This is a genomic window from Sphingobium sp. TomTYG75 (genome assembly GCF_054771635.1).
Genome location: NZ_BSRE01000001.1, coordinates 429,064 through 454,261 on the forward strand (window position 1 = coordinate 429,064; position 25,198 = coordinate 454,261).

24 protein-coding genes are annotated in these 25,198 nt (G+C 63.3%); 16 read left to right on the forward strand and 8 right to left on the reverse strand.

Annotated features, from left to right (window positions below; genetic code table 11):
- The first annotated feature begins 5 nt into the window (after positions 1–5).
- The 10 genes from ACYU81_RS02075 to ACYU81_RS02120 all read left to right on the forward strand — a co-directional run bounded on the left by ACYU81_RS02075 (position 6) and on the right by ACYU81_RS02120 (position 13,586).
- Positions 6–1,469: a bifunctional 3-(3-hydroxy-phenyl)propionate/3-hydroxycinnamic acid hydroxylase gene (locus tag ACYU81_RS02075; protein ID WP_460986124.1), complete on the forward strand. Its 1,464-nt coding sequence runs from the start codon at positions 6–8 to the stop codon at positions 1,467–1,469.
- Positions 1,466–1,897, forward strand: coding sequence for a GlcG/HbpS family heme-binding protein (locus ACYU81_RS02080; RefSeq protein WP_460986125.1), 432 nt, complete (start codon positions 1,466–1,468; stop codon positions 1,895–1,897). Before ACYU81_RS02075 ends, ACYU81_RS02080 begins: the two co-directional genes overlap by 4 nt.
- Complete coding sequence (locus ACYU81_RS02085) at positions 1,894–2,793, forward strand: VOC family protein (RefSeq protein ID WP_460986126.1); 900 nt, start codon at positions 1,894–1,896, stop codon at positions 2,791–2,793. The genes ACYU81_RS02080 and ACYU81_RS02085 overlap by 4 nt, the downstream gene beginning before the upstream one ends.
- Positions 2,793–3,617 carry a fumarylacetoacetate hydrolase family protein gene (locus ACYU81_RS02090; RefSeq protein ID WP_460986127.1) on the forward strand — a complete coding sequence of 275 codons (825 nt, stop codon included), beginning with the start codon at positions 2,793–2,795 and terminating at the stop codon, positions 3,615–3,617. Before ACYU81_RS02085 ends, ACYU81_RS02090 begins: the two co-directional genes overlap by 1 nt.
- 25 nt (positions 3,618–3,642) lie before the next feature.
- Entirely contained in the window at positions 3,643–5,988 is a 2,346-nt protein-coding gene (locus tag ACYU81_RS02095; protein WP_460986128.1) for a TonB-dependent receptor, read from the forward strand.
- Between the two features lie 64 nt (positions 5,989–6,052).
- Positions 6,053–6,892 (forward strand): alpha/beta hydrolase, encoded by an 840-nt coding sequence (locus ACYU81_RS02100; RefSeq protein WP_460986129.1) that lies wholly within the window; start codon positions 6,053–6,055, stop codon positions 6,890–6,892.
- Between the two features lie 20 nt (positions 6,893–6,912).
- Positions 6,913–8,223: a family 1 glycosylhydrolase gene (locus tag ACYU81_RS02105; RefSeq protein ID WP_460986130.1), complete on the forward strand. Its 1,311-nt coding sequence runs from the start codon at positions 6,913–6,915 to the stop codon at positions 8,221–8,223.
- Between the two features lie 32 nt (positions 8,224–8,255).
- Positions 8,256–9,197 (forward strand): alpha/beta hydrolase, encoded by a 942-nt coding sequence (locus tag ACYU81_RS02110; protein WP_460986132.1) that lies wholly within the window; start codon positions 8,256–8,258, stop codon positions 9,195–9,197.
- Positions 9,198–9,213: 16 nt separating this feature from the next.
- The gene (locus ACYU81_RS02115) at positions 9,214–12,543 is read left to right on the forward strand and encodes a glycosyl hydrolase (protein WP_460986133.1); all 3,330 of its coding nucleotides are present in this window, start codon (positions 9,214–9,216) and stop codon (positions 12,541–12,543) included.
- Positions 12,544–12,617: 74 nt separating this feature from the next.
- Positions 12,618–13,586: a nucleoside hydrolase gene (locus ACYU81_RS02120; protein ID WP_460986134.1), complete on the forward strand. Its 969-nt coding sequence runs from the start codon at positions 12,618–12,620 to the stop codon at positions 13,584–13,586.
- A 302-nt stretch (positions 13,587–13,888) separates the two neighbouring features.
- On the opposite strand, the gene ACYU81_RS02125 is transcribed toward ACYU81_RS02120, so the two are convergent.
- The 6 genes from ACYU81_RS02125 to ACYU81_RS02150 form a co-directional block, all read right to left on the reverse strand.
- Positions 13,889–14,026, reverse strand: a complete 138-nt coding sequence (locus ACYU81_RS02125) for a hypothetical protein (RefSeq protein ID WP_460986135.1) — start codon at positions 14,024–14,026, stop codon at positions 13,889–13,891.
- Positions 14,027–14,029: 3 nt separating this feature from the next.
- On the reverse strand, positions 14,030–15,337 hold the full coding sequence (locus ACYU81_RS02130; protein ID WP_460986136.1) for an Hsp70 family protein: 1,308 nt from the start codon (positions 15,335–15,337) through the stop codon (positions 14,030–14,032).
- A gap of 105 nt (positions 15,338–15,442) precedes the next feature.
- Entirely contained in the window at positions 15,443–15,919 is a 477-nt protein-coding gene (locus tag ACYU81_RS02135) for a YaiI/YqxD family protein (protein WP_449473402.1), read from the reverse strand.
- A 29-nt stretch (positions 15,920–15,948) separates the two neighbouring features.
- Positions 15,949–16,632 carry a CDP-alcohol phosphatidyltransferase family protein gene (locus tag ACYU81_RS02140; protein WP_460986137.1) on the reverse strand — a complete coding sequence of 228 codons (684 nt, stop codon included), beginning with the start codon at positions 16,630–16,632 and terminating at the stop codon, positions 15,949–15,951.
- 216 nt (positions 16,633–16,848) lie between these two features.
- Positions 16,849–17,145 (reverse strand): hypothetical protein, encoded by a 297-nt coding sequence (locus ACYU81_RS02145; protein ID WP_460986138.1) that lies wholly within the window; start codon positions 17,143–17,145, stop codon positions 16,849–16,851.
- Between the two features lie 85 nt (positions 17,146–17,230).
- Positions 17,231–18,052, reverse strand: coding sequence for a DUF1206 domain-containing protein (locus ACYU81_RS02150; RefSeq protein WP_460986139.1), 822 nt, complete (start codon positions 18,050–18,052; stop codon positions 17,231–17,233).
- A 193-nt stretch (positions 18,053–18,245) separates the two neighbouring features.
- Between ACYU81_RS02150 and ACYU81_RS02155 the strand changes: the two genes are divergently transcribed.
- Both ACYU81_RS02155 and ACYU81_RS02160 read left to right on the forward strand, forming a co-directional pair.
- On the forward strand, positions 18,246–19,028 hold the full coding sequence (locus ACYU81_RS02155; RefSeq protein WP_460986140.1) for an SIMPL domain-containing protein: 783 nt from the start codon (positions 18,246–18,248) through the stop codon (positions 19,026–19,028).
- 16 nt (positions 19,029–19,044) lie between these two features.
- A complete protein-coding gene (locus tag ACYU81_RS02160) occupies positions 19,045–19,626 on the forward strand; it encodes an SIMPL domain-containing protein (RefSeq protein WP_460988094.1) in 582 nt (193 codons plus the stop codon).
- Positions 19,627–19,873: 247 nt separating this feature from the next.
- Here ACYU81_RS02160 and ACYU81_RS02165 read toward each other — a convergent pair whose 3' ends face one another.
- Positions 19,874–20,536 (reverse strand): glutathione S-transferase family protein, encoded by a 663-nt coding sequence (locus tag ACYU81_RS02165; protein ID WP_460986141.1) that lies wholly within the window; start codon positions 20,534–20,536, stop codon positions 19,874–19,876.
- On the reverse strand, positions 20,533–21,234 hold the full coding sequence (locus ACYU81_RS02170; RefSeq protein WP_460986142.1) for a glutathione S-transferase family protein: 702 nt from the start codon (positions 21,232–21,234) through the stop codon (positions 20,533–20,535). Before ACYU81_RS02170 ends, ACYU81_RS02165 begins: the two co-directional genes overlap by 4 nt.
- Positions 21,235–21,473: 239 nt before the next feature.
- Here ACYU81_RS02170 and ACYU81_RS02175 point away from each other — a divergent pair, with 239 nt between their 5' ends.
- Genes ACYU81_RS02175 through ACYU81_RS02190 form a run of 4 tightly spaced genes read left to right on the forward strand, consistent with a single transcriptional unit; the run spans position 21,474 to position 25,142 of the window.
- Positions 21,474–23,675 (forward strand): TonB-dependent receptor, encoded by a 2,202-nt coding sequence (locus tag ACYU81_RS02175; RefSeq protein WP_460986143.1) that lies wholly within the window; start codon positions 21,474–21,476, stop codon positions 23,673–23,675.
- Entirely contained in the window at positions 23,672–24,778 is a 1,107-nt protein-coding gene (locus ACYU81_RS02180; RefSeq protein ID WP_460986144.1) for a PepSY-associated TM helix domain-containing protein, read from the forward strand. The genes ACYU81_RS02175 and ACYU81_RS02180 overlap by 4 nt, the downstream gene beginning before the upstream one ends.
- A complete protein-coding gene (locus tag ACYU81_RS02185; RefSeq protein ID WP_460986145.1) occupies positions 24,759–24,893 on the forward strand; it encodes an ATP-binding protein in 135 nt (44 codons plus the stop codon). The genes ACYU81_RS02180 and ACYU81_RS02185 overlap by 20 nt, the downstream gene beginning before the upstream one ends.
- A gap of 9 nt (positions 24,894–24,902) precedes the next feature.
- The gene (locus ACYU81_RS02190; RefSeq protein WP_460986146.1) at positions 24,903–25,142 is read left to right on the forward strand and encodes a hypothetical protein; all 240 of its coding nucleotides are present in this window, start codon (positions 24,903–24,905) and stop codon (positions 25,140–25,142) included.
- Positions 25,143–25,198 lie beyond the last annotated feature (56 nt).

Sequence of the window (25,198 nt, forward strand, 5' to 3'; positions counted from 1 at the left end):
GTAAGATGTTCGACGTAGCGATCATCGGTTGTGGCCCGGTAGGAGCTTTCGCAGCCAATCTCCTTGGCAAGGCCGGCCTGTCCGTCCTTGTCGTGGAGCAGGAGGCGCACCCCTATCCCCTGCCCCGCGCCGTCCATCTCGACCATGAGATGATGCGCCTGTTCCAGTCCGCAGGCGTCATTGATCGCGTAGCGGGCGATATGCGCGAAACGGAGGGCCATCTTCATGTCGGCGCGGATCATGGCGTCATCCGCTACATGGGCACGGTCGGCCGCCCCCGCCCCTTCAGCTGGTCCAACGACTATTTCTTCTACCAGCCCGAACTGGAAGAGCATCTGCGCGAAGCCCTCGCCGCCTATCCCAATGTCACCCTCCTGCTCGGGACGGCGTTCGAAGGGCTGGAGCAGGACGCTCAAGCCGTCAGCCTCCACCTGTCCGGCAACCGCACCGAAAGGGCCCGCTATGTCATCGCCTGCGACGGTTCACGCAGCGCCGTTCGCAAGGCGCTCGGCATAGCCCTTGATGATCTGGATTTCGAGGAACCCTGGCTCGTCGTCGATGCCGAAGTCGACGGCCCGGTCCGCTTCCCCGACCTGTGGGGCGTACCGGAAGCCGCCGACCTGCAAAAGCTCTCTGTCATGATGTGCGACCCCAAACGCCCCGCGACCATTGTGCCGGGCCGTGGCAATCACCGCCGCTGGGAGTTCATGCTCCTCCCCGGCGAGGATGACGCCGTCATGATGCAGCCGGGCAATGTCGCCGCCCTCGTCGCCCCCTACCTCACCGGCGTGCCGCACAAGATCGTCCGCGCCGCCACCTACCGCTTCCACGGGCTGATCGCGGAGCAATGGCGTCAGGGCCGCGTCTTCCTCGCCGGGGACGCCGCGCACCAGACACCGCCCTTTTTCGGCCAAGGCATGTGCCACGGCCTGCGCGACATAGCGAACGTCGCCTGGAAGCTCGAATTGGTGCTGGCGGATCGCGCCCCTGAAACCCTGCTCGACAGCTACCAGACCGAGCGCGACCCCCATGTCCGCGCCGTCATCTCCGCCGCCGTAGCCGCAGGCCGTTACATCTGCATGCTTGACCCCGCCCAAGCCGCCACCCGCGACGCCCAGATGCGCGAAGCCGCCACGGGCGCGAAGCACGGCACCGCCGCCGACCTCATCCCCGCCATCGCACAAGGCGTCGTCGCCACCGGCACCCCCGGCGCAGGCGAACGCTTCATCCAGCCGAGCGTGGACGGCCAGCTTCTCGACGACATTACCGGCAGCGGCTGGCGCCTCTTCACCACCGCGCGCATCGACGCCCCCGCCGAAATCGCCCTCGTCCCTGCCAATGGCGCCATCGCCGACTGGCTCACCGTTCACAAGGCGCAAGCCGTCCTCGTTCGCCCAGACCATTATGTCTTTGGCACCGGCACACCCGCCGACCTTATCACCCTACTCGAAGCAAAGCTCCGGCCATGACCCTCACCCTCGCCCAAGCCCGCACTATCCTCGACGCCGCGCTCGCCCACGCCCGCGCGCAGCAGGCGCAGCCGCTCGCCATCATCATCCTCGACGCAGGCGCGCACCCCATCGCCTTCGCGCGAGAGGATGGCGCGAGCCTGTTCCGTTTCGACATAGCCAGGGCAAAAGCCTCGGGCGCATTGGGGTTGGGGGCGGACACACGAATCATTGCGACCCGCGCCGCTTCCAACCCCACCTTCTTTCAGAGCGTGGTGGCCGTCACTGGCGGCCAACTCGCTTTGTCACCCGGCGGCGTCATCATCCGTGACTTGGAAGGGCGGATGATCGGCGCCGTCGGGACCAGCGGCGACACCGGCGACATGGACGAAGCCTGCGCCATCGCTGGCATCGCCGCCGCTGGCCTCACTCACGGAGACGCAAAATGAAACTGCGCAGCATCGAACTGGCGCTGCCCCACGCCGCAGAGGCCGCCGCCTTCCTCACCGACATCTGGGGCATGGCCCCCGCCGAAGTGCGAGGCGGCACCCATTATCTGCGCGGATCGGGCAGCTTCCCCTATCTCGTCGCGCTTGAAGAGTCGGCGGAACCCCATGTCCGCTCCACCACCTTCACCTGCTCGCCCGAACGGCTCGAAGAACTGAAGGCCAGCGTCACGAAGGCGAACCTCCCCGCCAGCCCTGTCACTTCGAACGATCCCGGCAATGGCCACGGCATCATCGTCGAACTGGCCGAGGGCGAGCTGCTCCGCTTCCTCACCGATACGAGGGAAGTAGCGCCGATCGAAGGCAAGGATCTCCCCGTCAAGCTCACTCATGTGGTGTTCAACGCCACCGACGCCGAAGCCACCGGCCACTTGATCGAGGAAGCACTACGCTTCCGCGTCTCCGACCGGACGAAGGGCATGGTCTTCGTCCGCTGCAACGAGTCCCACCACAGCACAGCCTTCGCCCGCGCGGGATTCTCGTCGCTCAACCATATCGCGTTCGAGATGGCCGACATGGACGCGGTGATGCGCGGTATCGGCCGCCTGCGTGACCATGGCATGGTCCCCGCCTGGGGTCCCGGCCGCCACGGCCCTGGCGCGAATGTCTTCGCCTATTTCATCGCCCCCTTTGGTCCCGTCATCGAATTTTCCACCGCCGTCGAGAAGGTCCCCGACGACTACAAAGCCGGAGCCCCCGAAGACTGGACCTGGCCCGAAGGCCGCATCGATCAGTGGGGCATGTCCGACAAGGATCTCACCGGCCTCCGCGCCGCCGAGGAGAAATTCCGCCACCGCCGCGACTGGGCTCCGCAGCCCCTGAACGAGGAACAAGTCTGATGCGCTACGTGAGTTTCCGCCGCCCCGACGGCACCCCCAGCTTCGGCCGCCTGGACGGCGACGCCATCGTCGAACTGACCGGCGCCCCCAGCCTGAAAGCCGCACTCGCCGCGGGCAACCTCGCCTCGCTAACCGAGGGCGCCAGCTACAACCGCAACGACATCGTCCTGCTCCCGGTCATCCCCGACCCGGCCAAGATCCTTTGCGTCGGCCTTAACTATGCCGAACATGTCAAGGAAACCGGCCGCGAGCAGAAGGAGCACCCCGCAATCTTCGTCCGCTATGCCGACAGCCTAGTCGCCGACGGCCAGCCCATGGTGAAGCCGTCCGTCACGACCCGCTTCGACTATGAAGGCGAACTGGCCGTCATCATCGGCAAGCCCGCGCACAAAGTCGCCCGCGCCGACGCGACGGGCTACATCGCCGGTTATGCCTGCTTCAACGACGGCTCAGCCCGTGACTGGCAGCGCCACAATATCCAGTTCACGCCCGGCAAGACCTTCCCCGGCACCGGCGGCTTCGGCCCCGCGCTGGTGACGCCGGACGAGGCGGGCGACCTTGCCGCCCAGCGCGTCCAGACCCGCCTCAACGGCGAACTTCTCCAGGATCAGCCGATCAGCGACATGATCTGGGATATCGCCACCGTCATCGAATATATCTCCGCCTTCACGCCCCTTGCCCCCGGCGACGTCATCGCCACCGGCACCCCCGGCGGCGTCGGCGATAAACGCACCCCGCCGCTCTACATGAAGGCCGGCGACAAGGTCGAAATCAGCATCGGCGTCATCGGCACGCTCACCAACCGCATCATCGACGAACAGTAATCAACAAGGGGAGAAGATCAACGTCATGAGAAAGTTCACCATGCACATAGCCTTGGGCAGCGCCAGCCTGCTCGCCATCGCGACGCCTGCATGGGCGCAGGAAACAACCGCGCCGCAAGCGGCCGAGCCCGTCGCCTCGACGGACATCATCGTCACCGCCACCCGGCGCGCCGAACGCCTGCAGGACGTCCCACTCGCCGTGTCGGCTCTTAGCGGTGACCAGCTTGCCGCGACCGGCTTCAAGGACCTCACCAACATCGCCTACACCTTTTCGGGCGTGCAGTTCGGCACCACCCCCAACGACGCTGGCTTCCGCGTTCGCGGCGTCGGCACGCTCGGCGGCTTCACCAGCGCGTCCGAAGCGCCGGTCGGCCTGGTGGTCGATAATGTCGTCATCGGCTTCGGTAGCCCGGTCAACAGCCTTGGCGATCTGGAACGGATCGAAGTGCTGAAGGGACCGCAGGGCACCCAGTTTGGCAAGAACGCCTCTTCGGGCGTCATCAACATCACGACCAAAAAGCCCGAACTCGGCGAATTCAGCGGCAATGTTTTCGCCTCCTATGGCTCGTTCGACGAGCGCGACATTCATGGCGCGGTCAACATTCCGATCGGCAGCAAAGCCGCGGTCAACATCTACGCCTTCGACCGCGCCTATGACGGCTTCATCAAAAATGTCGTCCGCGATGAAACATGGGGCGGCCAGCATTATTATGGCACACGCGCCAAGCTGCTGGTCGAGCCCACCGATGGTCTCTCGGTCACCCTGATCGGCGACTATTCGCGCCAGAAGCAGAAGGGACCCGGCCAGACCTGGACCCTCAACAAGCTCTCAGCCGCTCAGACCGCTCCGGGCGGCATCGCTGGCGTGCCCTTCGTCAATCTCGCGGCGCTGGGCGTCACGCCCGGCCTGCACAATGAAGAGTCCATCGAAGATGGCGCGGGCTTCTACGACGTCGAAAATTACGGCGCCTCGCTTCAGGTCGATCTTGAACTGGGCGATCATACCCTGACCTCTGTATCGGCTTGGCGCGAATTCAATGAAGCGCCCTTCACCTATGCGATCGATGGCCTGCCTTATGAGAAGTTCTTCGCCAAGTCGAAGGGCGAAACCAAGCGCTTCTTTTCGCAGGAACTGCGCCTGACTTCACCGCAGGGCCAACCGCTCGAATATATTGCGGGCCTGTTCTTCTCCCGGCAAAAGACCGGCCTTGGCGGCGGCCAGAGCGCGATCTTGCGTCCGGCGCTGCCCTATTCGACCTTCCCGACCGTCTCGATCACCGCAGGCTATAACGTCACGCGCACCACATCGGACAGCGCCGCGTTGTTCTTCGACGGCAAATATCATATCACTGACACGCTCAGCCTGATCGGCGGTGCGCGCCTCACGCGGGACAAGGTGAAGGCGCTGAACTACTCCTATGCCGATCCGGAACTGGCGCCGTTCGATCCGCCATCTCCCGCGAACAATTTCACGCCATCGGGCACCGTGCCTTACGACGTGCGCGCGCCGCAGACCGGCCGGGCAAAGAAGACCGACATTTCGGGCCGCGCGGGCCTGGAATATAAGCCCAACCGCGACCTCCTCTTCTACGCCACCTACGCACGTGGTTATCTGGGGCCGACGGTGACCTTCTCCGGCCTCACCGGAACCCGCAGCACAGTCGCGCCCCAGACGGTGGACGACATCACGGCGGGCGCGAAGATGCAGTTCCTCGACCGCACGCTGACCGTCAACCTCAACGCCTTCTGGGACAAATATAAGGATCTTCAGACGTCGGTCTTCGATGGTCAGGAATTCCTTACCGAAAATGCCGGCGGCGCGGAGGTGAAGGGGTTCGAAGTCGAGCTGGTCGCCCGTCCTTCCAAGACCTTCTCGGTCAACGCGTCCCTCACCTATTCGGACGCGAAGTTCACCGATTATGTGACGGCCTGCCCGACCGTGTTCGTCGTTTCGGGCACCGCAGCGACGGTCTGCAACGCCTCGGCAACGCCGGGTCAGTTGTTTGACGCCAGCGGGGAAGTCCTGCCCGGCTCACCCAAATATAGTGTCGTGCTGGGCGCGAACTGGGAATATCCGGTCACCGACCGCTTGACCTTCGACGCATCCGGCAACCTGTCCTTCCGGTCCAAGACGCAAAATGCGGTGGGTGACAAGAATACAATTCAGCCCGCCTATGAAGTGGTGAACCTCAACCTTGGCATAGGCGATGCGGACGGCGCATGGCGCGTGGGCGGTTTCGTGCGCAACCTGTTCGACGTCGATTTCAACTCGGCAATCCTTGGCCTCCCCTTCTCGGACGGCGGCTACGTGAACTGGCGCACTCGTGAAGCCGAGCGCACCTTCGGCGTGTCGTTCGAAGCGCGTTTCTGATCAAAAGCTGGCGGGCGGTCCAAATGAGATCGCCCGCCTCTGTTGCCAGCTAAGGACGAAACGGATGAGGCACGATATCGCCGCCATGGGCCAAGCCCTCGGCCCTGACATTCTAGCCCGCTGCACCGCGTTATTCGATGCGGAACAGAGCACCCTCGCCGCTCGCATCCCCGCCACCGCGACGGACATCCCCTATGGCCCCCACGAGCGCCACCGCCTCGACCTCTACCGCCCGCAATCCTCCTCTTCCGCGCCCATCCTCATCTTCCTCCACGGCGGCGGCTTCCTGAAGGGCGACAAGGGCGGAGAGCAGAATTGGCCCAACGCCAATGTCGGCCGCATGGCAGCGCAGGCGGGTTTCATAGGCATCGTCCCCAACTACCGCCTCGCCCCCGACCACCAATGGCCCGCCGGTCCCGAAGACGTCGCCTCAGTCATCGCCTGGACGAAAGCCAACGCAGCCCAGCATGGCGGCGACCCCAATCGCATCGTCCTCATGGGTACCTCGGCAGGCGCCGTCCATGTCGCAGGCTATATCAAGCGCCACGGCACGGCCGATATCCGCGCCGCCATCCTGCTCTCGGGCCTCTACGGCTATACCCCGCTCGATGATCGGGACACGCTCTATTATGGCGACCCAGCACTCTACCCCGACCGCATGCCGCTCGAAGCCGTGGCCTCGACCACCCTCCCGCTCTTCATCGCCTGCGCCCAGCATGACCCCGCCCGCTTCCAACAGGAATTTCTCGGGCTGATGCAGGACCGGCTCAACCGCCACGGCGCCATGCCGCGAGCGATGATCGTCAGCGGCCACAATCATTACAGCCTGCCCATGCACCTCGGCACCAGCGACCGCCGCCTCGCCGACGAAATTTGCGCCTTCATCAAAGACACAACAAACTAACCCGAAAAAGGGAGAGAGACATGATCGACCGCCGGACCCTAATCGCCACCGGCGCGGCTCTCGCCGCCAGTCCCGCGCTCGCAGCCGCAAACCGGCTGAGCGGCCGCCGTTTCCCGCAGGGCTTCCTCTGGGGCGCCTCCACCGCCGGGCATCAGGTGGAGGGCAATAATGTCGCCAGCGACCAGTGGTTGCTCGAAAATATCAAGCCCACCATCTATTCCACGCCCTCGGGCGACGCCGCCAACAGCTTCGCCCTGTGGCCCCAAGACATGGACCTCGCCAAGGGCATGGGCCTCAACAGCTATCGCTTCTCCCTCGAATGGGCGCGGATAGAGCCCGAACCCGGCCTCTTCTCCATCGCCATGCTCGATCATTACAAGCGCATGATCGAAGGGGCACGGGAACGCGGCCTGAACCCGGTCGTCACCTTCAACCATTTCACCGCGCCGCGCTGGTTCAGCGCCATGGCCGGCTGGACCAACAGCGAAGGCATCCAGCTCTTCGGCCGCTTCTGCGACCGCTCCGCCCGGCATCTGGCAGGCGGCATCAGCCACGCCATCACCTTCAACGAACCGAACATCCTCCTCGTCCTGCGCGCCGTGGTCCTGCCGCCTCAGGTCATGGAGGCGCAAAAGGCGATGCTCGCCGAAGCAGCCCGCCGCATGGGCACGCCCAAATTCACCGCGCTCAACGCCGCCAACATGGACGATCTCGACGCCATGCAGGCAAACCTCGTCCCCGCACACAAGGTTGCAAAGGCTGCGATCAAGGCCGTGCGCGGCGACCTACCCGTCGGCCTCTCCCTCTCCATGTTCGATGACCAAGCCATTGGCCGCAACAGCCTCCGCGATGCCAAGCGGCGGGAGCTCTACGGCGCATGGCTGGAAACCGCGCGGGCCGACGACTTCCTCGGCGTCCAGAATTACGAACGCAATATGTGGAGCGACAAGGGCAAGCTTCCCCCGCCCAAGGGCGCGCAACTCAACTATTCCGGTGCGGAAGTCTATGCCCCCTCCCTCGCCGGGGCCGTCCGCTACGCCCATGAAGCGACCGGCGTCCCCATCTTCGTCACCGAACATGGCGTGGGCACCGATGACGACAGCATCCGCGCCCGCTTCATCCCCGCCGCCCTCGCGGAGCTGCAAAAGACCATCGCGTCGGGCGTGCCCGTCATCGGCTACAGCCATTGGTCGCTCATCGACAATTTCGAATGGATCTTCGGCTACCGTCCGAAATTCGGCCTCCACAGCTTCGATCCCACCACCTTTGTCCGCGTTCCCAAGCCCAGCGCGACCGTATATGGTGCAATCGCACGCTCCAATGCGATTTGATGCACAGAACAGATAGAGAGGAGACCCGTTCGATGAAGCGCCCGGCCCTGACCACCCTCGTCCTGACCACGCTCACCTTGGCGGTCGCCGCCCCCGCAGCCGCGCAAATGCAGCTCACGCCGATCGCCAAGCCAAAGCTCGCCGAAATCCCGCTCTATCCCTCCGCCAAGGATGCCGACAACGAACAATGGGAGCATTACAGCGTCCGTTATGGTCAGCTGCACATGGAAAATGACATTGTCCGCAATGTCACGCGCCCGACGATAACGCCCTATCTCCCCAACCCTGCAAAGGCCACTGGCGCAGGCGTCGTGGTCGCGCCCGGCGGCGCTTTCCTTCAACTTTCCATGGTCAGCGAAGGCGAGGAAATCGCCCGCTGGCTCGCTGCCCAAGGCATCGCCGCGTTCGTCCTCAAATACCGCCTAAACGAATCCCCCCGCGACGCGAAGGCCTACGGCACATTCATGGGCCAGCGCATGGCGCAGGCAACCAAGCCCGGCGCGGTGGACCAAATCAAGGAACCCCGCGCGACGCAGGACGCGCTGACCGCCCTCGCGATGATCCGCAGCCGCGCCAAGGAGTTCCGCGTCGATCCCGCCCGCGTCGGTATGATCGGCTTTTCCGCCGGAGCCATGACCGCGCTCAGCGCCGCGCTGGAGGGCCAGGGCGACGCCCGCCCCGCCTTCATCGGCTATATCTACGGCCCCATGACCGCCGTCACGGTCCCTGCCGACGCCCCACCGATGTTCGCCGCCATCGCCATGGACGACGGGCTGTTCAAGAAGCAGGGCTTCGCCATCGCCGACGCCTGGCGCCAGGCCCGCCGCCCGGTCGAGCTGCACGCCTATGAACGCGGCGACCACGGTTTCGGCGCTGGCCGCCCCGGCACCACCTCGACCGGCGTTCTGCCGCAATTCGCCGACTGGCTGCGGATGCACGGCTGGCTGGCCGACGCCCCCGCTACCGCCCGTTGATCCAAAGGATACCGGCATGAAGACCCGCGCCCTTCGTCTAGCGCTGCTGCTCGCCTGCACCGCCTTCGCCAGTCCGCTGTTGGCGGATGACCTCGCGGACGGCTTCCATAACCCACCGCAAAGCGCCCGGCCGCGCGTCTGGTGGCACTGGATGAACGGCAACATCACAAAGGAAGGGATCGACAAGGATCTCGACTGGATGGCCCGCATGGGCATTGGCGGCGTCCAGAATTTCGACGCCAGCCTGGAAACGCCGCAGATCGTGCCCAAGCGGCTTGTTTACATGACGCCGGACTGGAAAGACGCCTTCGCCCACGCCGTCCGCACCGCTGATGCCAAGGGCCTGGAATTCGCCATCGCCTCCTCCCCCGGCTGGAGCGAGACGGGCGGCCCCTGGGTCAAACCCGAAGACGCGATGAAAAAGCTCGTCTGGGCGGAAACCACCGTACGGGGCGGCCGCCGCGTGACCGGCGCACTGCCCCAACCACCCGCCACGGTCGGCCCCTTCCAGAGCGCGTCCCTCCCCCCCGCCTTCGAAGGCATGGGCGGCTCGAAAACGCTCGCCCCCCTCTATCGCGACGTCCGCCTGCTCGCCTATCCGGTAAAGCCCACCAGCTTGCCCCGCCCCCAAATGCGTCAAGGCGACGGCACCGCGATCGATGCCGCCGCGCTCGACGATGCCGACCTCAACACCGCCGCCCAAATCACTACCGGCACCCCCGATCAGCCCGGCACGCTGATCCTCGACTATGGCAAGCCCGTCACGGTCCGCTCCGCCAGCCTCTTCATCCCCAATGCCAAGCCGCCCTTCCGCGACCCCGCCTACCGCCCGGTGCTGGAGGCGCAGCAAGGCAGCGACTGGCGCCAGGTCGGCGACTTCCCCCTTTCCGAAGCCGCCACCACGATAGCCTTCCCCGCCGTCACCGCCAGCCGCTTCCGCATCGTCCTGCGGCGCAACGACGCGCCCCGCGCGCCCGGCCTTGGCGACGGCGTGCCGGGAGCCGTCACCATCGACTTCTTCGCTGCGCCGTCCAAGCCAAAGCTGGCCATCGGCGCGCTCCAGCTATCCGCCGAACCGCGCCTCGACCGCTTCGAGGCCAAGGCGGGCTTCACCGTCCTGCGCGACTACACCGCCCTCCCCGCCGGATCATCCTCCACCGCTGGCGCCGTAGACCCGTCGAAGGTCATCGACATCAGCAGCCATCTGCGCCGCGACGGCACGCTCGACTGGACCCCGCCTTCGGGCAGCGACTGGCGCATCCTCCGCCTCGGCTATTCGCTGCTCGGCAAGACCAACCATCCCGCCACCGCCGAAGCGACCGGCCTTGAAGTCGATAAATATGATCCTGCCGCCGTGCGCCGCTACATGGAAACCTATCTCTCCATGTATCGCGACGCGGTCGGCCCCAGCTGGATGGGGGCAAAGGGCATCCGCGCGCTCCTGACCGACAGCATAGAGGTTGGCCCGTCCAACTGGACGCCGCGCATGGTCGAGGAATTCACGGCCCGGCGCGGCTATGATCCCCTGCCCTATCTGCCCGTCCTCACCGGCGCGATCATCGGCTCGCCCGCGCGCAGCGACGCCTTCCTCCACGACTATCGCCAGACGCTGGCCGATCTTCTCGCCGACGCCCATTATGGCACCATCGCGAAGGTCGCGCATGAAAATGGCCTCATCCTTTATGGCGAAGCGCTGGAGGATGTGCGCCCGGTCTTGGGCGACGACCTCACCATGCGCAGCCATGCCGATGTGCCGATGGCCGCGCTCTGGACCTGGAACCGCGATGCAAAGCCCCGTCCAACCCTGCTCGGCGACATGAAGGGCGCGGCATCCGTCGCCCATATCTACGGCCAGAATATCGTCGCCGCCGAATCCATGACATCCGCCATGTCGCCCTGGGCCTTCGCGCCTTCGGACCTGAAGCGCATCGTCGACCTGGAATTCGCGTCCGGCATCAACCGGCCGATCGTCCACACCTCCGTCCATCAGCCGGTCGATGACAAGGTGCCGGGCCTCAGCCTCATGATCTTCGGCCAATATTTCAACCGGCATGAAAGCTGGGCGGAAATGGCGCGCCCCTGGGTCGATTACATGGCCCGCACCAGCTACCTGCTGCAACAGGGCCGCGACCATGCCGACATCGCCTGGTTCCATGGAGAGGACGCGCCGATCACCGCCCTGTTCGCGACCGCAGAACCGGCGGGATTGCCCAAGGGCTATGGCTATGACTTCGTCAACGCCGACATCCTCGCCAACATCCTGAAGGTCGAGGATGGCCAGCTGGTCGCCCCCGGCGGCGCCCGCTACCGCGCCCTCTATCTCGGCGGATCGAGCCGCGTCATGACCCTCCCCACCCTGCGCCGCATCGCAGCGCTCGCCGACGCGGGCATCCCCGTCATCGGCGAAGCGCCCCAGCGTGACCCCGCGATGAAGGATGATCCCGCCGAATTCGCCGCGCTGGTCGATCGCCTGTGGAAAGGCACCACCACCGCCAAGCCGCGCATCATCCCCGCTCAAGACCCGGACGCCGCCCTCGCCCGCATCGGCATCGCCCCTGACTTCCGCGTCACAGGCGGCGCGCCCGACAGTGCGTATCGCTTCGTCCACCGCACGCTACCGGACGGTGAACTCTATTTCGTCAACAATCGCCAGAACCGCGCGGAAAGGATCGAAGCCCGCTTCCGCGTGACCGGCCGCCAGCCCGAAATCTGGCGCGCCATCGACGGTACGGCAGCACCTGTCTCCTACCGCACCGAAGGTCAGGAAACCGTCATTCCGCTGGACGTCGGCGCAGAGGATGCCTTCTTCATCCTCTTCCGCAAGCCCGCCAGCGCCCCCGCCGCGACGATCACCGCGCCCAACCCGCGCCAGATCGCAACCCTCGACCAGCCATGGCAGATCAGCTTCCAGCCGGGCCGGGGTGCGCCCGCCACCCTGCCGATGCCACAACTCACACCGCTCAACGAAGCGACGCAAGAAGGCATCCGCTACTTCTCCGGCATCGCCACCTACACCAGCCGCTTTACTCTGCCCAAAGGCGCCAAGCGCGGCCAGCCGCTCTGGCTCGACCTTGGCAAGGTAGGTGACCTCGCCGAAGTCCGCGTCAACGGCCAACTCGCGGGCACCTGCTGGGTCGCGCCTTACCGCCTGGACATCGGCCGCTTCGTCAAATCCGGCAGCAATCAGCTGGAGGTGAAAGTCGCCAACCTGTGGGTCAACCGCCTGATCGGCGACAAGCAGCCCGGCGCAAAACCGATAACCTTTACCGCCGCTCCCACCTATAAACCGAACGCGCCCCTACGTCCCAGCGGCCTGATCGGCCCGGTGACGCTGTGGACCCAGTGAAAGCCCCTGCTCATCGCGTGGACCGTAGGGGATTTCTAGGGTCGGCGGCCGCCCTATTGGCGGCGCTTCCCTCTATGCTGCGGGCCGCTCCATCGCGCCGGTCTTCGCTGGCGCGGGTCATCATCGACAATGACTTTGCCGGAGATCCCGATGGCTTGTTTCAGCTCGCCCATCATCTTCTTTCCCCCTCCGTGAATATCCCGATCATCGTCAGCTCCCACCTGCCCCCGGCGTTCGGCGGTGCCTCGTCTGCAGCGGACGGCCTGGCAAAAGCAAAACAGCTACTCGCTGTCCTGAAAGCGCCCAGGACGCCACATCTGCTGACCGGATCGGAAAGCTCGATCGCCTCGCGTGACGCCTGGAAGCCCAGTCCCGCCACCGCCGCGATCGTTCGGGAAGCCATGCGCGAGGACACGAATGAACCCCTCGTATACGCCGCGGGCGCGGGGCTGACCGAACTCGCCCTCGCTTGGCTTGCAGAGCCACGCATCGGCCGCCGGCTGAAGCTTGTCTGGATCGGCGGACGCGAACATAGCGGTATCGCCTACCCGCCTCCGGGTCCGGATGAGGCCGAATTCAATTTCTCGATCGATCCCCTTGCAGCGCAGCTGATCTTCAACGAATCCGATATCGAGATCTGGCAAGTCCCTCGCGACGCCTATCGGCAGCTGCTGTTCAGTTCGGCGGAAATGCAGGATCTCGCCGCCTCAGGGCCGCTTGGCCGCTTTCTGAAGCTGCAAGTGGACGAAATGGACTCTAAACTCGCGGCGATCCCTGCATTTTCCAGCATGCCCTCGTCAGAAGTTATTGGGCTTGGCGACAGTGCGCTGGTGACGCTCACAGCGCTGTTGCCGCCCATCCAGCCCGATCCATCGTCGAGCCGGTACATTCTCCAGCCGACCCCTCGTTTGACTTCCGATGGCACCTACATCGCCAGGCCGACCGGCCGACCGATGCGTGTTTACACCTCGATCGACGCAGGCCTTACCATTCGCGACATGGTGCACAAGTTCAGGCGGCCACAGGTTCACCGGGAGCATTGATGGGGGCGAGCCGCTATGATGCTGTGCCAGAGCAGTCGAAAGTGAGACAAGGGGCGCGTGAAGGCCCCTTGCGCCACCATTATAGCGGCTGCCCCTCTCCGACCGCATCGACGTCGTCCCGCGTTTCATGACACTCGCTCGCGAGCGGCGGGATCAAATTCTGATAATCCAATGACACTTCTTCTGTGGCCACGATGGCCACAGGCAAAACGCGTCAACGCGAGACCGACCCTTTGCGGTCATTCAGCCACTAACTTCCCGACCTTCGGGGCGGTCGGTCTGCTTTTTTTGATCCTGTAGGCTCAGCCAATGACGGTCTGATAAGGAAACTGAGCAGTCAGCGGACCTTCTGCCTTGCCAGGACCACTGCTGAGTTGACGATTTTCATCAGCGACGGCTGCATCCATGATCCTGATCGGCCATACAGGCACCCATGCCACGTTTTAATGCGCGCTGACCGCGGCCCATTCGGCAATGTTTGTTTCCTGACCGATCAGCGCCAAGCCATGAGCGATCGACGTCAGTTCATCGCCACCCGCGATGCGGTCGGCCGCGAAACGCTCTTCAAAAAGGCGCCGGACGGCAGGGATCAGAGAGGAGCCTCCGGTAAGAAAGACCTGATCTATCGCCTGGGGCCCGATCCCCGCTTCGGCAAGCGCCGCGTCTACTGTCGCGCCGATGCGGTCGAGGTCCGGTGCGATCCACTGTGCGAAATCCGCACGGCTGACATCTGCCTCTACACGCACGCCAGCACGATCGAAATGAAAATGCGCATGCTCTTCGCTGGAGAGCGTGCGCTTCAATCGGGCGACCGCGTCATACAGTGGGTAACCCAGCTCATTTTCCACGACAGCGATCATACGGCCTATCGCTGCGGGATCGGCAGCGGCCCGCTTCAGCTTCTGCAATTCGGCCAGTGTGCGGCGATTATGCATCAGCGCAAGGCGAGCCCAGTCGCCAAAATCGGCGAAATGGCCCGCAGGGATCTCCAGCGACTTGCCCATCGATGCATAGGTACCGCCTTTGCCCAGCATGGGCAGCACCAGCTTGTCCATGATACGATAGTCGAAGCGATCACCCGCTATACCAATGCCCGCAGAGCCAAGCGGTATACAGCGTTTCGCCGCACCCGGCGCCTCGATCCGCACCACGGAAAAGTCGCTCGTGCCGCCTCCGAAGTCGGCGACCAGCAAGGTGGCGGGTTTGGTCAGCCGCGCGGCGAAGCTGAAGGCAGCGCCCAGCGGTTCGTAGACATAATGCACTTCGCGCTCCAAAGCGGCGAACATGAGGTCGTAGCGCTGGCGAGCCAGCATATCGTCTGGCCGTTGCCCTGCATAACGGACCGGGCGGCCAACGACGACCCGCGGTGGCAACAGTTTGAGTTCATCAGCCGCATGTGCCCGCAGCCGCTCCAGAAAAATATGGCCGAGTTCCTCGAAGCGCAATCGCTTTTCGAAGATGGTTGCGTGTTCGAACGCCTTGCTGGCAGCGACGGATTTGAAGGATTGCAGAAAGCGGCTGCCCTGAGGAAAATCCAGAAACTCGGAGATGGCCCATGGCCCAGCTTCCCGCGCGATGCCGCCCGGCACGCCGCTATCCTCCCAAAAACAAAGCGCGGAGCGAAAGATGGGACCGGCATTACCAGAGGCTGGATAATTCACCAACATCGCCTCGCCATCCGCGCAGCCTAGCGCGACAACCGAATTGGTGGTTCCAAAGTCGATGCCAATCGAACGAGGAGACGAAATCATGTTATCGCCAATGCAATTGGGGAAAGGGCAACACCGGCCCGACCGGTGGGGCGGGGCCTATCGCAGGCACAAGCGCCCGACGCAACCTTTACGATATCGCGGACATTAGAGCGGGCGGGCCACCGCACGGCGCTGTATAGCGAACAAGCGAACCAGCGTTTCATCCAGTGCGGAGAGGAACCGCGACCGGTCAACTTTGCTGAAAGCGGCGGGCCCACCAACATGATCGCTGCCAGCTCTCAAATCAGCCATGATCGCGCGAACCGCTATGGCATTGCCGATGGACGCGTTCGTAAAGGGCTTGCCGGTGGGAGAAATTACCGCCCCACCCATTTTCAGGCAGCGGTCAGCCAGCAGAATATCAGCCGTGATGACTACCGTTCCGGCCGTCACCCGCTCGGCGATCCAGTCGTCCGCCGCGTCGAACCCGTCGCTGACCACTGTGCGGCTGATCAGGGGATGACGGGGTATCCGCAAGGGACTGTTGCTCACGACCGTGACAGGCACGGCATGGCGAAGGGCAACCTTGTAGATTTCATCCTTTACCGGGCAGGCGTCGGCATCAATTAAAATTTGAATCATCGGACACCACACTCATGCTGCATGGCGCATCATCTTCCACCACGCTCGGCCCGGGCGAGGCGCCGTCCGGTGGTGATCGTCTGAATGATGAACAGCAGGATCAGGATCAGGCCAGCTGCTCCCACAAAAACATCAAAGCCGGACAGCGCTCCAAAGATACCGGGACCTGACCCGAGCACCATCATCATCACCGTCAGTGCGATCAGCATCAGTCGCAATTCTGTGGGTCCAGCGGCGAGATAGGACAGCTTGAACTCCCCCAGAACACGGGCGGAAAGATAGGCATGGATCGACAGCAACAGATAACCGGCCAGGGCCACCAGCGCGACGTTCATGGTTACGAAGGGACTAAGGCCAATGCCTGCAAGGATCAGCAGTGTTGCCAACCCATCGCAGCTATGGTCGATGAAGTAACCGTAGGAGGGACGCTCAATATGGCGATAGCGCGCAATGCTGCCATCCATCGAATCCCCGAACCATTGGACTACATAGCCGACGATGGCGAGTAGCAGCCAAGAAGCTGCCAGACCACTGGCGACATAACCCACGAAGATCATGAAGGCACCAACCATACCCAGCAAAGTCAGCCGATCAGGCGTGACCCACGGCGGCATCTGGCTGCACAGCCAATTCAGCAATCGACGTTCCCTGGCGGCTAACCAATTTTTCTGTATTCTCGATAGGGAAGGCGCGGTCTGTAATGGGATTGTCATACGGCCTTATGAGGCCGTACGCTTCTATGAGCAACGTGCGAATGTTTCCGACCTGAAGGCAGCGGCATGAGCGGCAAATCTCGGCAGAGCACGCCGCTTTGTAGCCGCTCAGCAGCTAATTTCTGGCACCCAGCTGCGGACGGTCGGGTTTTCCTGCTCGACCGCCGACGATCAGCGCTTGGCAGACGCGATCGAGAAGCTGCCCGGTAGTTCAGCTCAATTTCCGTTCACAATCTTGTCGCGCTGGTCAGCGGAGAGCGCGTCCGCATTGATGTCGGACTCGTCGATCGCTTCTTCCTTGGCTTCGCCTTGTTCCCGCGTGGCGTCAGCCTTGGCCTGCATCATGTCCTCGGCCGTTCCGCTCATATTGTCGGCCATGGCGTCCATCCTGTCCGCCCTGTTTTCCATCGCCTCCTGCGCCTGTTCGCCCAACTTGTCGTCTCCTTTGCCGCCACAGGCTGCCAAAGCCAGGCTGAGGCTCGCGGCGCAGGCGAAGATAATTGTGCGATGCATGTCGTCTCTCTCATTTTCCATCCAGGCCATAACCCCTTAACCCAATGTCGGATCCCAGAGGCAGATCGGGAGGCGTGGACAATCCTTACAAATTCGGCGTAACGACCTTGAGACGGCGATATCTCGCCTCCACGAAGCTGAAGATGCCGAACAGCGCCAGGCCGGTCGCGACTATCAGCAAGAGTGATGGCCCATGATCCTGCTCACGCAGTTCCCGGAGCGCCGCGCCAAGACCGCCTGCCTCTTGTGGATCGCGGTTGAGCAGTACGTTAATCAGGAACCATGCGATCATGGCAAAGACCAGCGCCCGCGCGGCATAACCTGCTTGTCCGATCCAACGAACCTGACGGGGGGCGGGCACATCGCCGTCCAGTTCGTCGAAATTCGCCTGATACGCCTTGACGCCCTGAGCCACCGCGACGGCAAGGAGGGAAAGTGCCACGAAGGCCACCAGCAGCGGACCTGCGGGCTGCTCCAACAGCCAGCCGGACCAGCTTTGAGCGGCTTCGTCACCCGGGCTGCCCAAGGATGCGGGGGCTTTTCGCAACGCCAGGCGTGCTGCCGTCACCGCAAGACCAGCGTGGACAATGCCGCTCAAGGCATAGCCAAGTCTTTCGAACTTCCCCTTGAAATCGCGCGATCGCATTTCGGGATCGAGAATGGCCTCGGTCAGACGCCAGAAGGCATAGCCAGCAAAGCCAAGAGCGCAAAGGACCAAGAGCAAGCGACCCAGCGGCGCATCGGCGAGCGTGCCCAGGACGCCCTGATTGTCACTTGGCTGCCCCCCATCGAATGCGACGTCGATCGCGAATACACCAATCAAAACGTAAACGAGCCCGCGCGCCGCAAAACCCAGCCGGGCAAACAAGGTGAACCAACTCCCGGAACCGTCGTACTTTATTCTCATCGCGCCTCCTGGTCATGGAACGCCGGGGAGCCGACGAAGTTGCCGAGGCTGATTGCGACACCGTCGGCGCACGGCAGCAGGTCGGCCAGGCAATGTATGCCGATCATCCAAAGGCGCCAGCAAGATCGTTCCTGCTGCGATGAAACCAGAGCAGCGTGGCAACGTTACGCTGACACAACAAGGAGAGAGGCTGATGAAATGGTGCGTCTTTCTGGCGATCGCAGCGAGCGCCACATCCGCCGGGCAGGCGCAGTTGCCTGCTGCAAACCCGGTGCTCGCCCCTGAGGAAACCTTGCTGGTGGTGAGCGGAGAAGGACAGAGCCGCCGAGTGCCTGATGTGGCCGTCTTCTCAGCTGGCGTTGTTACCCAGGGCAAGACGGGCGGCGACGCGCTCAGTGTCAACGCAATGCGGATGGATGAGGTGGTCAAAGCCTTGAAACGTGCCAGCATTGCGGATCGCGACATCCAGACATCGGCGCTTTCCCTGCAGCCGCAATATTCCAATCCGGATCAGGAGGCCCAAATCCGGGCAAGAATGACGCGCGAGCCCTATGTCGCGCCGGCACAGCCCCAGGCGCCCCGGATCATCGGCTATGAAGCGCGCAACAATGTGCAGGTGCGCGTCCGCAAGCTGGGTGAAATGGGGCGGATCATCGACACTCTGGTCCAGGCTGGCGCCAATCAGGTAGACGGCCCGTCCTTCACGCTGGACGAGCCCAAGGCCGCGCTCGACGAAGCGCGGACGGCGGCGGTGCGCGAGGCCCGGTCTCGCGCCGAGCTTTACGCGCGGGCGGCGGGGTTGCGCATTTCCCGCATCCTGTCGATCAGCGAGGGCGGAGGCTATTATCCCCAGCCGATCATTGTCACGGGCCGCATGGCAGGAGCGCCCCCCGCGCCGCCGCCGCCAAGTCCAGTGGCACCGGGCGAGTTGATGCTCGGCGCAACCGTCTCCATCCAGTTCGCGCTTCGACCCTAGGCGTGAAGCTGACGGCCTGGCCCGCGATGATCGCCGGGTCGCTCCTGCTTGCAGCGCTGCGAACCGGCAGATGATCGCGACGATCGTGGATGCTCTCGCCCAGGCGGGCATCGTGGAGAAGGACATTCAAACCCGATCTCTGAACGTGCAGCGAATTGATTGGGGCGATCGCAAGGGTCAGTATCAGGCGAGTAACGTCATCAATGTCACGGTTCGGGATGTGGATCGCGCCTCCGCTGCCATCACGGCGGCTACGGCTGCTGGAGCCAACATCCTGAGCGGTCCCGACCTGCGCCTCGCGGACCCGGAAAAGGCAGCCAACTCAGCCTACACAGCGGCGTACGACGCAGCCCATGCGCGGGCGCAGGCCTACACCGATGCAGCGGGCATGACGATCGCCCGTGTCCTGACCATCCGCGATGCGGGCGGGACGCAAGGCAATCGCTACCTGCCCGGCGCCGTACCCGTCGCGCCGCCGCCTGTCGCTGTCGAGCAATCCGCCACCAACGCCTCGACAGTTCTGCTCATGCCGGGGCAGACAGCGAGCACCGTTTCAGTTCAGGTCGATTTCGCGCTGGTGCCAAAAGCCGCCCTCTAACGAGCCGCGTCTCGTAAAAACGATTAGTTCGGGTGGCGACGCTTTGCGGCCGTTCGGAAGCCAAATTTTACATCCCGGATGCAGACGCCCAGCTATCCCGTTTAGGTAGCAGGAGGCTTCCGATGTTGAACGCCCACCGTGATAAAATCTCGGCTTCCCTCACAGGAAAGTCGCCCCTCATTCCGCGATGATAAGTTAAACAGGCAAGTTTCGTCAGGACCGCCTGTCACTGGCACCTTGTAGACGATCAATGCGGCCAATCGGCTGGTTTCTTGCCGGTCTGGCCCCCCTGCAAAGCATCCAGCGCCCGCTTGAATGCCGGGCGTGCCATGCCCCGCGCGACATAGGCGCCGAGCGTAGGATAATCTGCGAGGATCGCGCCATCGACATGACGCAGGACCTGAACCATGAGCAGATCGCCCGCGCTAAAATCGCCATCCAGCCAGTCCCAATCACCCAGCGCGGCAGCGAGTTCGCCAAGACGCACCTTCAACCGTTGCAGCACGCTTGGCCAGCGATCTTCAGCCCAGCTGTGCTTCGCGTCTATAATGCGAGCGATCACCTGATCCCATACTACTGGCTCGACGGTATTGAGCGCTGCGAAAATCCAGTCAATCGCGCCTGCCCGATCGGCCGGATCGTCGGGCAGCAGGCCCGGCCAGCGCTGCGCGATGTGCAGAACGATTGCACCAGATTCGAATTGAACGACGTCGCCCTCTTCATAGGCGGGCACCTGTCCGAACGGGTTGCGGGCACGATGCTCCGGATCCTTTTGCTCACCCCAGTTCAGATAGCGCACGTCATAGGGCTGGCCGACTTCCTCCAAAGCCCAGCGGACCCGCATGTCGCGTACAAGGCCGCGCCCTTCGTCGGGCGCCCAATTGTAGGCGGTGAGTACAGGTCGGGTCATGCCGATTGGTCCGGCATGTTTTTCATATTTTCCTTCCATTCGTCATAGGCCGCAGGGGGAGAGCCGGTGAAGCCCTCCAACTGGCTCGCGAGCGCTCGCTGAAACGCCGGGCGCGCCGTGCCGCGCTTCACATAATCCACCAGCCTTGCCTGTTCGGTCAGCAGCGGATCATGCTCGATAATACGAAGCACCGAGATCATCATCAGGTCGCCTGCCGTGAAAGCCCAGTCAAACCATTCTTCATCGCCCAGTCGGTCAGCGGTTTCCTGCAACCGCTCCCGGATGCGGGTCTCGACGGCCGGGCGGCGCGGCCTGGACCAGGGTTTGTCGGCTTCGAACAGGTCGATGATGGACAGGTCCATGATCAACGGCTCGACCGTATTGACCGCAGCAAACATCCATTCCGTTGCCCGGGCTCGGCCGGCGGCGTCGGCGGGAAAAAGGCCATCACGTGTGCTCGCAATGTGGTGGACGATCGCGCCGCTCTCGAACAGCGTGAGGTCACCCTCCTCCAGGGTCGGAACCTGTCCATAAGGTTGACGTCTGCGGTGCCCGGCTTCCTTCTGTTCGCCCTGGCGCAGATAGCGGACATGATATTCCTCGCCGACTTCCTCCAGCGCCCACCGTACACGCAGGTCGCGGACTTGCCCTTTCGCGAAATCGGGCACCCAGTCGAACGCAGTGATGGTAACCGCCATATCGTCCTCTCTCGGAATCCGCCGCTCGGCCGCCGGGCTTTAGCGGGATGCCGCCGTCATCGCGACAAACAATGACACACAAATATGATTTGAGTCGGCATAAATATTCAGAGTTCGCCGACGCATATCAAGCATCGCGCACGGATCGGCGCATCGCGCCCAACATACCTCAATAAATGCGACTGACTTGCATTAGTATCAAACATTCAGTAGCGAGCCCCAGGAAAACGGGGAACTCGATGCAAAAGACCATTCACGCTCTTCTGACAACCTGTGCGCTTGTGGTCACGGGCTCGGCATTCGCGCAATCGCCAGCCGGGTCGGACGGCGAGGCGGCTGCCCCGATTATCGTCACCGCCGCGCGCAGCATCCTGCCTGTCAACGCCCTGCCGCTGACGATCGACGTGATCGATAAAGAAATGCTCGACCAGCAGATCGCCATTTCCGGTTCGGTCACCGATGCTGTGGCGACGCTCACTCCTTCCTTCTCCCCCACGCGCCAGAAGCTGTCTGGCGCGGGCGAGACATTGCGCGGTCGATCGCCGCTTTACGCGATCAACGGCATCCCGCAATCGACGCCGCTACGCGACGGCGGGCGCGATGGCTTCACCATCGACGGCTTCTTCGTGGATCGCGTCGAACTGATCTACGGCTCCAACGCGCTGCAGGGGATTGGCGGCACCGGCGGTATCGTCAATCAGGTTACGGTCGGCGCGCCCAAACAGGAAGGCCTCAGCGGCCGGGTGCTGCTGCAAGGGACGGCGGACAACAAGTTCCACTCCAACGGCATGGGCGGCAAGGCGGGCGGCCTGTTCCAGTATAAGGCGGGCGATTTCGACGCGACAGTCGGCGCGACCTACGAAAAGCGTGGCGTCTTCTATGACGGGCAGGACCGCCGCGTCGGCCTAAACCTGACGCAGGGCGAAACGCAGGATTCGCAGGCGACGAATTTCTTCGCGCGGTTGGGCTATGCCGTCTCGGCGACCGGCCGCATCGACCTCATCGCCAGTCGCTTCGAGCTGAAGAGCGACGGCGATTACATTGCGGTTCTCGGCAACCGTCCAGCGGGCTTGCCGACCAGCGCCACACGGGGCGCTTCTCCCGGAGATCCTGCCGCCAACCGCACCGAAAGCGTGGTCCTGTCTTACACCGACAGCGCGCTTTGGGGCGGCAATTTCATCAGCCAGCTTTTCTTCAACCGTTCACGCGACACCTTTGGCGGTGAAAACCGCGATGCCACCGGCAAATATATCGCCTCCTTCCAGGACCCGAGCATCGCGCCGGTCGGCGATCTGTTCGATCAGTCGCAGAACCGCTCCCGCAAAATGGGAGCCAAGTTCAGCTATGAGCGGGCCGTCCCGGGCTTCGAAGCTCTCACCGCCACCCTCGGCTTCGATGCGCTGTGGGACAAGACCCAGCAGCGACTGATCGCCACCAACCGCGTCTGGGTGCCGCCCGCCGAGTTCCGCAGTCTCGCCCCCTTCCTGCAGACCAACCTCAAGCTGTTCGACGGACTGGTCCGCGTCGCGGGCGGGGCGCGCTGGGAAAATGTGCAGATCAAGATCGATGATTTCCACACCCTCGCCCAGACCACCCAGACGCTCCCCGCCGGGCAGCGCTATTGGGGCGGCGTCGATGTCGCAGGCGGCAATCCCAAGTTCGACGACCTGCTGCTGAACGGGGGTGTCATCCTCGAACCGTGGGACGGAATCCGCGCCCACGCCAGCTATGCCGAGGGCTACACAGCACCTGATGTCGGGCGGATCACGCGCTCGATCAATCTGACCGGCATCGACATCGACAGCTATCTTGCGATCGAGCCAATCGTCTCCAACAATCGCGAGATCGGTGTTGAAGTGAAGCGCGGACCGTTCGACGGGTCCGCCACCTATTTCTGGTCATCCAGCGATAAGGGCCAATTGCTCGTGCCTGGCACCGGCCGCAATTTCGACGTCCAGCGGCAGCGCATCGAGATCGAAGGGATTGAGGTCAATCTGCGCAGCCAAACACCGATCTCGGGCCTGAAGCTCGGCATCGGCTATGCCCATATCGAGGGCCGCTATGACAGCAATGCCGATGGTGCGGTCGATACCGATCTGGACGGCGTCAATATCTCACCTGATCGCGTAAACCTGTCCGCGACCTATAATCGTGGTCCAGTTTCAGCGATCCTCCAGACGCAATATTATCTCTCGCGCAGCTTCCATGCCGACGCAGGTGTGACGCAGCCCGATCCGCGCAACAACTTCGGCGGCTACGCCGTTACCGATGCCAGCATTCGTTACCAGACCGGTTTCGGCGGCGTCCGGTTGAGTGTGCAGAACCTGTTCGATAAATTCTACATCGATTACAGCAGCGACACGCGGCTGCCGTCCGACAATCTCGCTTATTTCGCGGGACGAGGGCGCAGCTTAACACTGAGCTGGGATTATAATTTTTGAAGATCCTCGACATCCTGCACCGCTGGATCGGCGGGTTGATCGGCGTGGTACTGGCGGTGCTGGGACTGTCGGGCGCGCTGCTGGTGCACAAGGATGCCTGGGTGATGCTCCCCCATGCATCCGATGTACTGGTGCAGGACGGCGCGGTCATCGCCCGGACGGTCGAGCGGGTCATGGCCGATCCCGTCCACCGAACGGAGATGATAAGCTTTGCCGGGCCGAATTTCGGCCTCGACCGACTACGTTTCGCGGACGATTCGGGCGCATATGTCACTCAGACAGGGGATTTGGTGACGCGCTGGGACAGCCAGTGGGAGCGGCCGGAACTTTGGCTGTTCGACCTCCATCACCATTTCTTCGCTGGCGACGTGGGCGAGACGGTCATCGGCATCGCCGCGCTGCTGGGGATGTTCTTCGTGGTATCGGGCGTCATCCTGTGGATCCGGACGCGCAAGACCTTCGAATTTCGCCTTTTCCCCAGGCGGCTCAGCCGCCCCGCAATCGTGCGCCAGCATCGCGATCTGGGCGTGATTGCTGCGCCCTTGCTGGTATTGGCGTTTCTGACGGGCTCCATATTGGTTTTCCGTCCCATGGCGGCGCTGATCCTTGGCTCCTCCGCGCCCGCGCAGATCGATGCCAGCCTGAAGCCACCCAAGGCCACTGCTGTACCGCTAGGCTCAAACCTCGACTGGCGCGCAATGATCGCCACGGCGCATACGCGATTCCCCGACGCGGAGCTGCGCAGCCTGTCGCTGCCTCGCAAAAAGAGCGGCCTTATCACCCTGCGCATGAAGAAGCCGGAAGAATGGCTACCCAACGGCCGCACGACCCTGTGGTTCGCGGCGGACAGCGGCCGGCTGATCGCGGCGCGAGACGCATCGCGTCTGCCTGTAGTCGTGAAAATCTATAATATGCTCTATCCACTACACGCGGCTAAAGTGGGTGGTTTGGCCTATCGGCTGGTGATGACCTTCGCCGGTCTGGCTCTCACGCTGTTGGGAAGTCTGACCCTCTGGTCCTTCTGGTTCGCTCGAGGCCTAACCCCAAACATGCTTCCGCGATCCGCCGACAATCCCAAACCTCTTGTTACCAACGCCAGGTAAGCCACGTATCTCGGTCTGCGTCACGGATACTGGTACTGGAATTCCAAAAGACATCGCCGCTCGCATCTTCGATCCCTTCTTTACGACCAAGGCAATCGGCCAGGGCACAGGCTAGGGTCTTTCCATGACCCACGGCTTCGTGCCGCAGTCTGGCGGGCAGGTTCGGGTGTACAGCGAACCCGGGGATGGCACCACAATGTGCCTGTACCTTCCGCGCTTCTTGGGTGAGTTCGTCGATGATGTCGCCGAGATGCAGGAAGAAATTCCTGAGGTCGGTGCTGGCGAAACAGTGCTTGTGATTGATGACGAACTGACCGTTCGCATGCTGATCGTGGAGGTCCTGGAAGACGCGGGAAGACCCTGATCGAGTCTCTGGGCATACCCAAGTTCCTGCGCACCAAGGGGGCTTCCGGCTATCCA

Bases quoted from the DNA above. Each gene is read 5' to 3' on its own strand.
- ACYU81_RS02165 (WP_460986141.1), bottom strand. From the start codon at position 20,536: ATGACCCGACCTGTACTCACCGCCTACAATTGGGCGCCCGACGAAGGG.
- ACYU81_RS02110 (WP_460986132.1), top strand. From the start codon at position 8,256: ATGAAGCGCCCGGCCCTGACCACCCTCGTCCTGACCACGCTCACCTTG.
- ACYU81_RS02075 (WP_460986124.1), top strand. From the start codon at position 6: ATGTTCGACGTAGCGATCATCGGTTGTGGCCCGGTAGGAGCTTTCGCA.
- ACYU81_RS02100 (WP_460986129.1), top strand. From the start codon at position 6,053: ATGAGGCACGATATCGCCGCCATGGGCCAAGCCCTCGGCCCTGACATT.
- ACYU81_RS02190 (WP_460986146.1), top strand. From the start codon at position 24,903: ATGACCCACGGCTTCGTGCCGCAGTCTGGCGGGCAGGTTCGGGTGTAC.
- ACYU81_RS02130 (WP_460986136.1), bottom strand. From the start codon at position 15,337: ATGATTTCGTCTCCTCGTTCGATTGGCATCGACTTTGGAACCACCAAT.
- ACYU81_RS02170 (WP_460986142.1), bottom strand. From the start codon at position 21,234: ATGGCGGTTACCATCACTGCGTTCGACTGGGTGCCCGATTTCGCGAAA.
- ACYU81_RS02150 (WP_460986139.1), bottom strand. From the start codon at position 18,052: ATGAGAATAAAGTACGACGGTTCCGGGAGTTGGTTCACCTTGTTTGCC.
- ACYU81_RS02080 (WP_460986125.1), top strand. From the start codon at position 1,466: ATGACCCTCACCCTCGCCCAAGCCCGCACTATCCTCGACGCCGCGCTC.
- ACYU81_RS02085 (WP_460986126.1), top strand. From the start codon at position 1,894: ATGAAACTGCGCAGCATCGAACTGGCGCTGCCCCACGCCGCAGAGGCC.
- ACYU81_RS02120 (WP_460986134.1), top strand. From the start codon at position 12,618: ATGCTGCGGGCCGCTCCATCGCGCCGGTCTTCGCTGGCGCGGGTCATC.
- ACYU81_RS02140 (WP_460986137.1), bottom strand. From the start codon at position 16,632: ATGACAATCCCATTACAGACCGCGCCTTCCCTATCGAGAATACAGAAA.
- ACYU81_RS02175 (WP_460986143.1), top strand. From the start codon at position 21,474: ATGCAAAAGACCATTCACGCTCTTCTGACAACCTGTGCGCTTGTGGTC.
- ACYU81_RS02115 (WP_460986133.1), top strand. From the start codon at position 9,214: ATGAAGACCCGCGCCCTTCGTCTAGCGCTGCTGCTCGCCTGCACCGCC.
- ACYU81_RS02145 (WP_460986138.1), bottom strand. From the start codon at position 17,145: ATGCATCGCACAATTATCTTCGCCTGCGCCGCGAGCCTCAGCCTGGCT.
- ACYU81_RS02135 (WP_449473402.1), bottom strand. From the start codon at position 15,919: ATGATTCAAATTTTAATTGATGCCGACGCCTGCCCGGTAAAGGATGAA.
- ACYU81_RS02090 (WP_460986127.1), top strand. From the start codon at position 2,793: ATGCGCTACGTGAGTTTCCGCCGCCCCGACGGCACCCCCAGCTTCGGC.
- ACYU81_RS02095 (WP_460986128.1), top strand. From the start codon at position 3,643: ATGAGAAAGTTCACCATGCACATAGCCTTGGGCAGCGCCAGCCTGCTC.
- ACYU81_RS02155 (WP_460986140.1), top strand. From the start codon at position 18,246: ATGAAATGGTGCGTCTTTCTGGCGATCGCAGCGAGCGCCACATCCGCC.
- ACYU81_RS02105 (WP_460986130.1), top strand. From the start codon at position 6,913: ATGATCGACCGCCGGACCCTAATCGCCACCGGCGCGGCTCTCGCCGCC.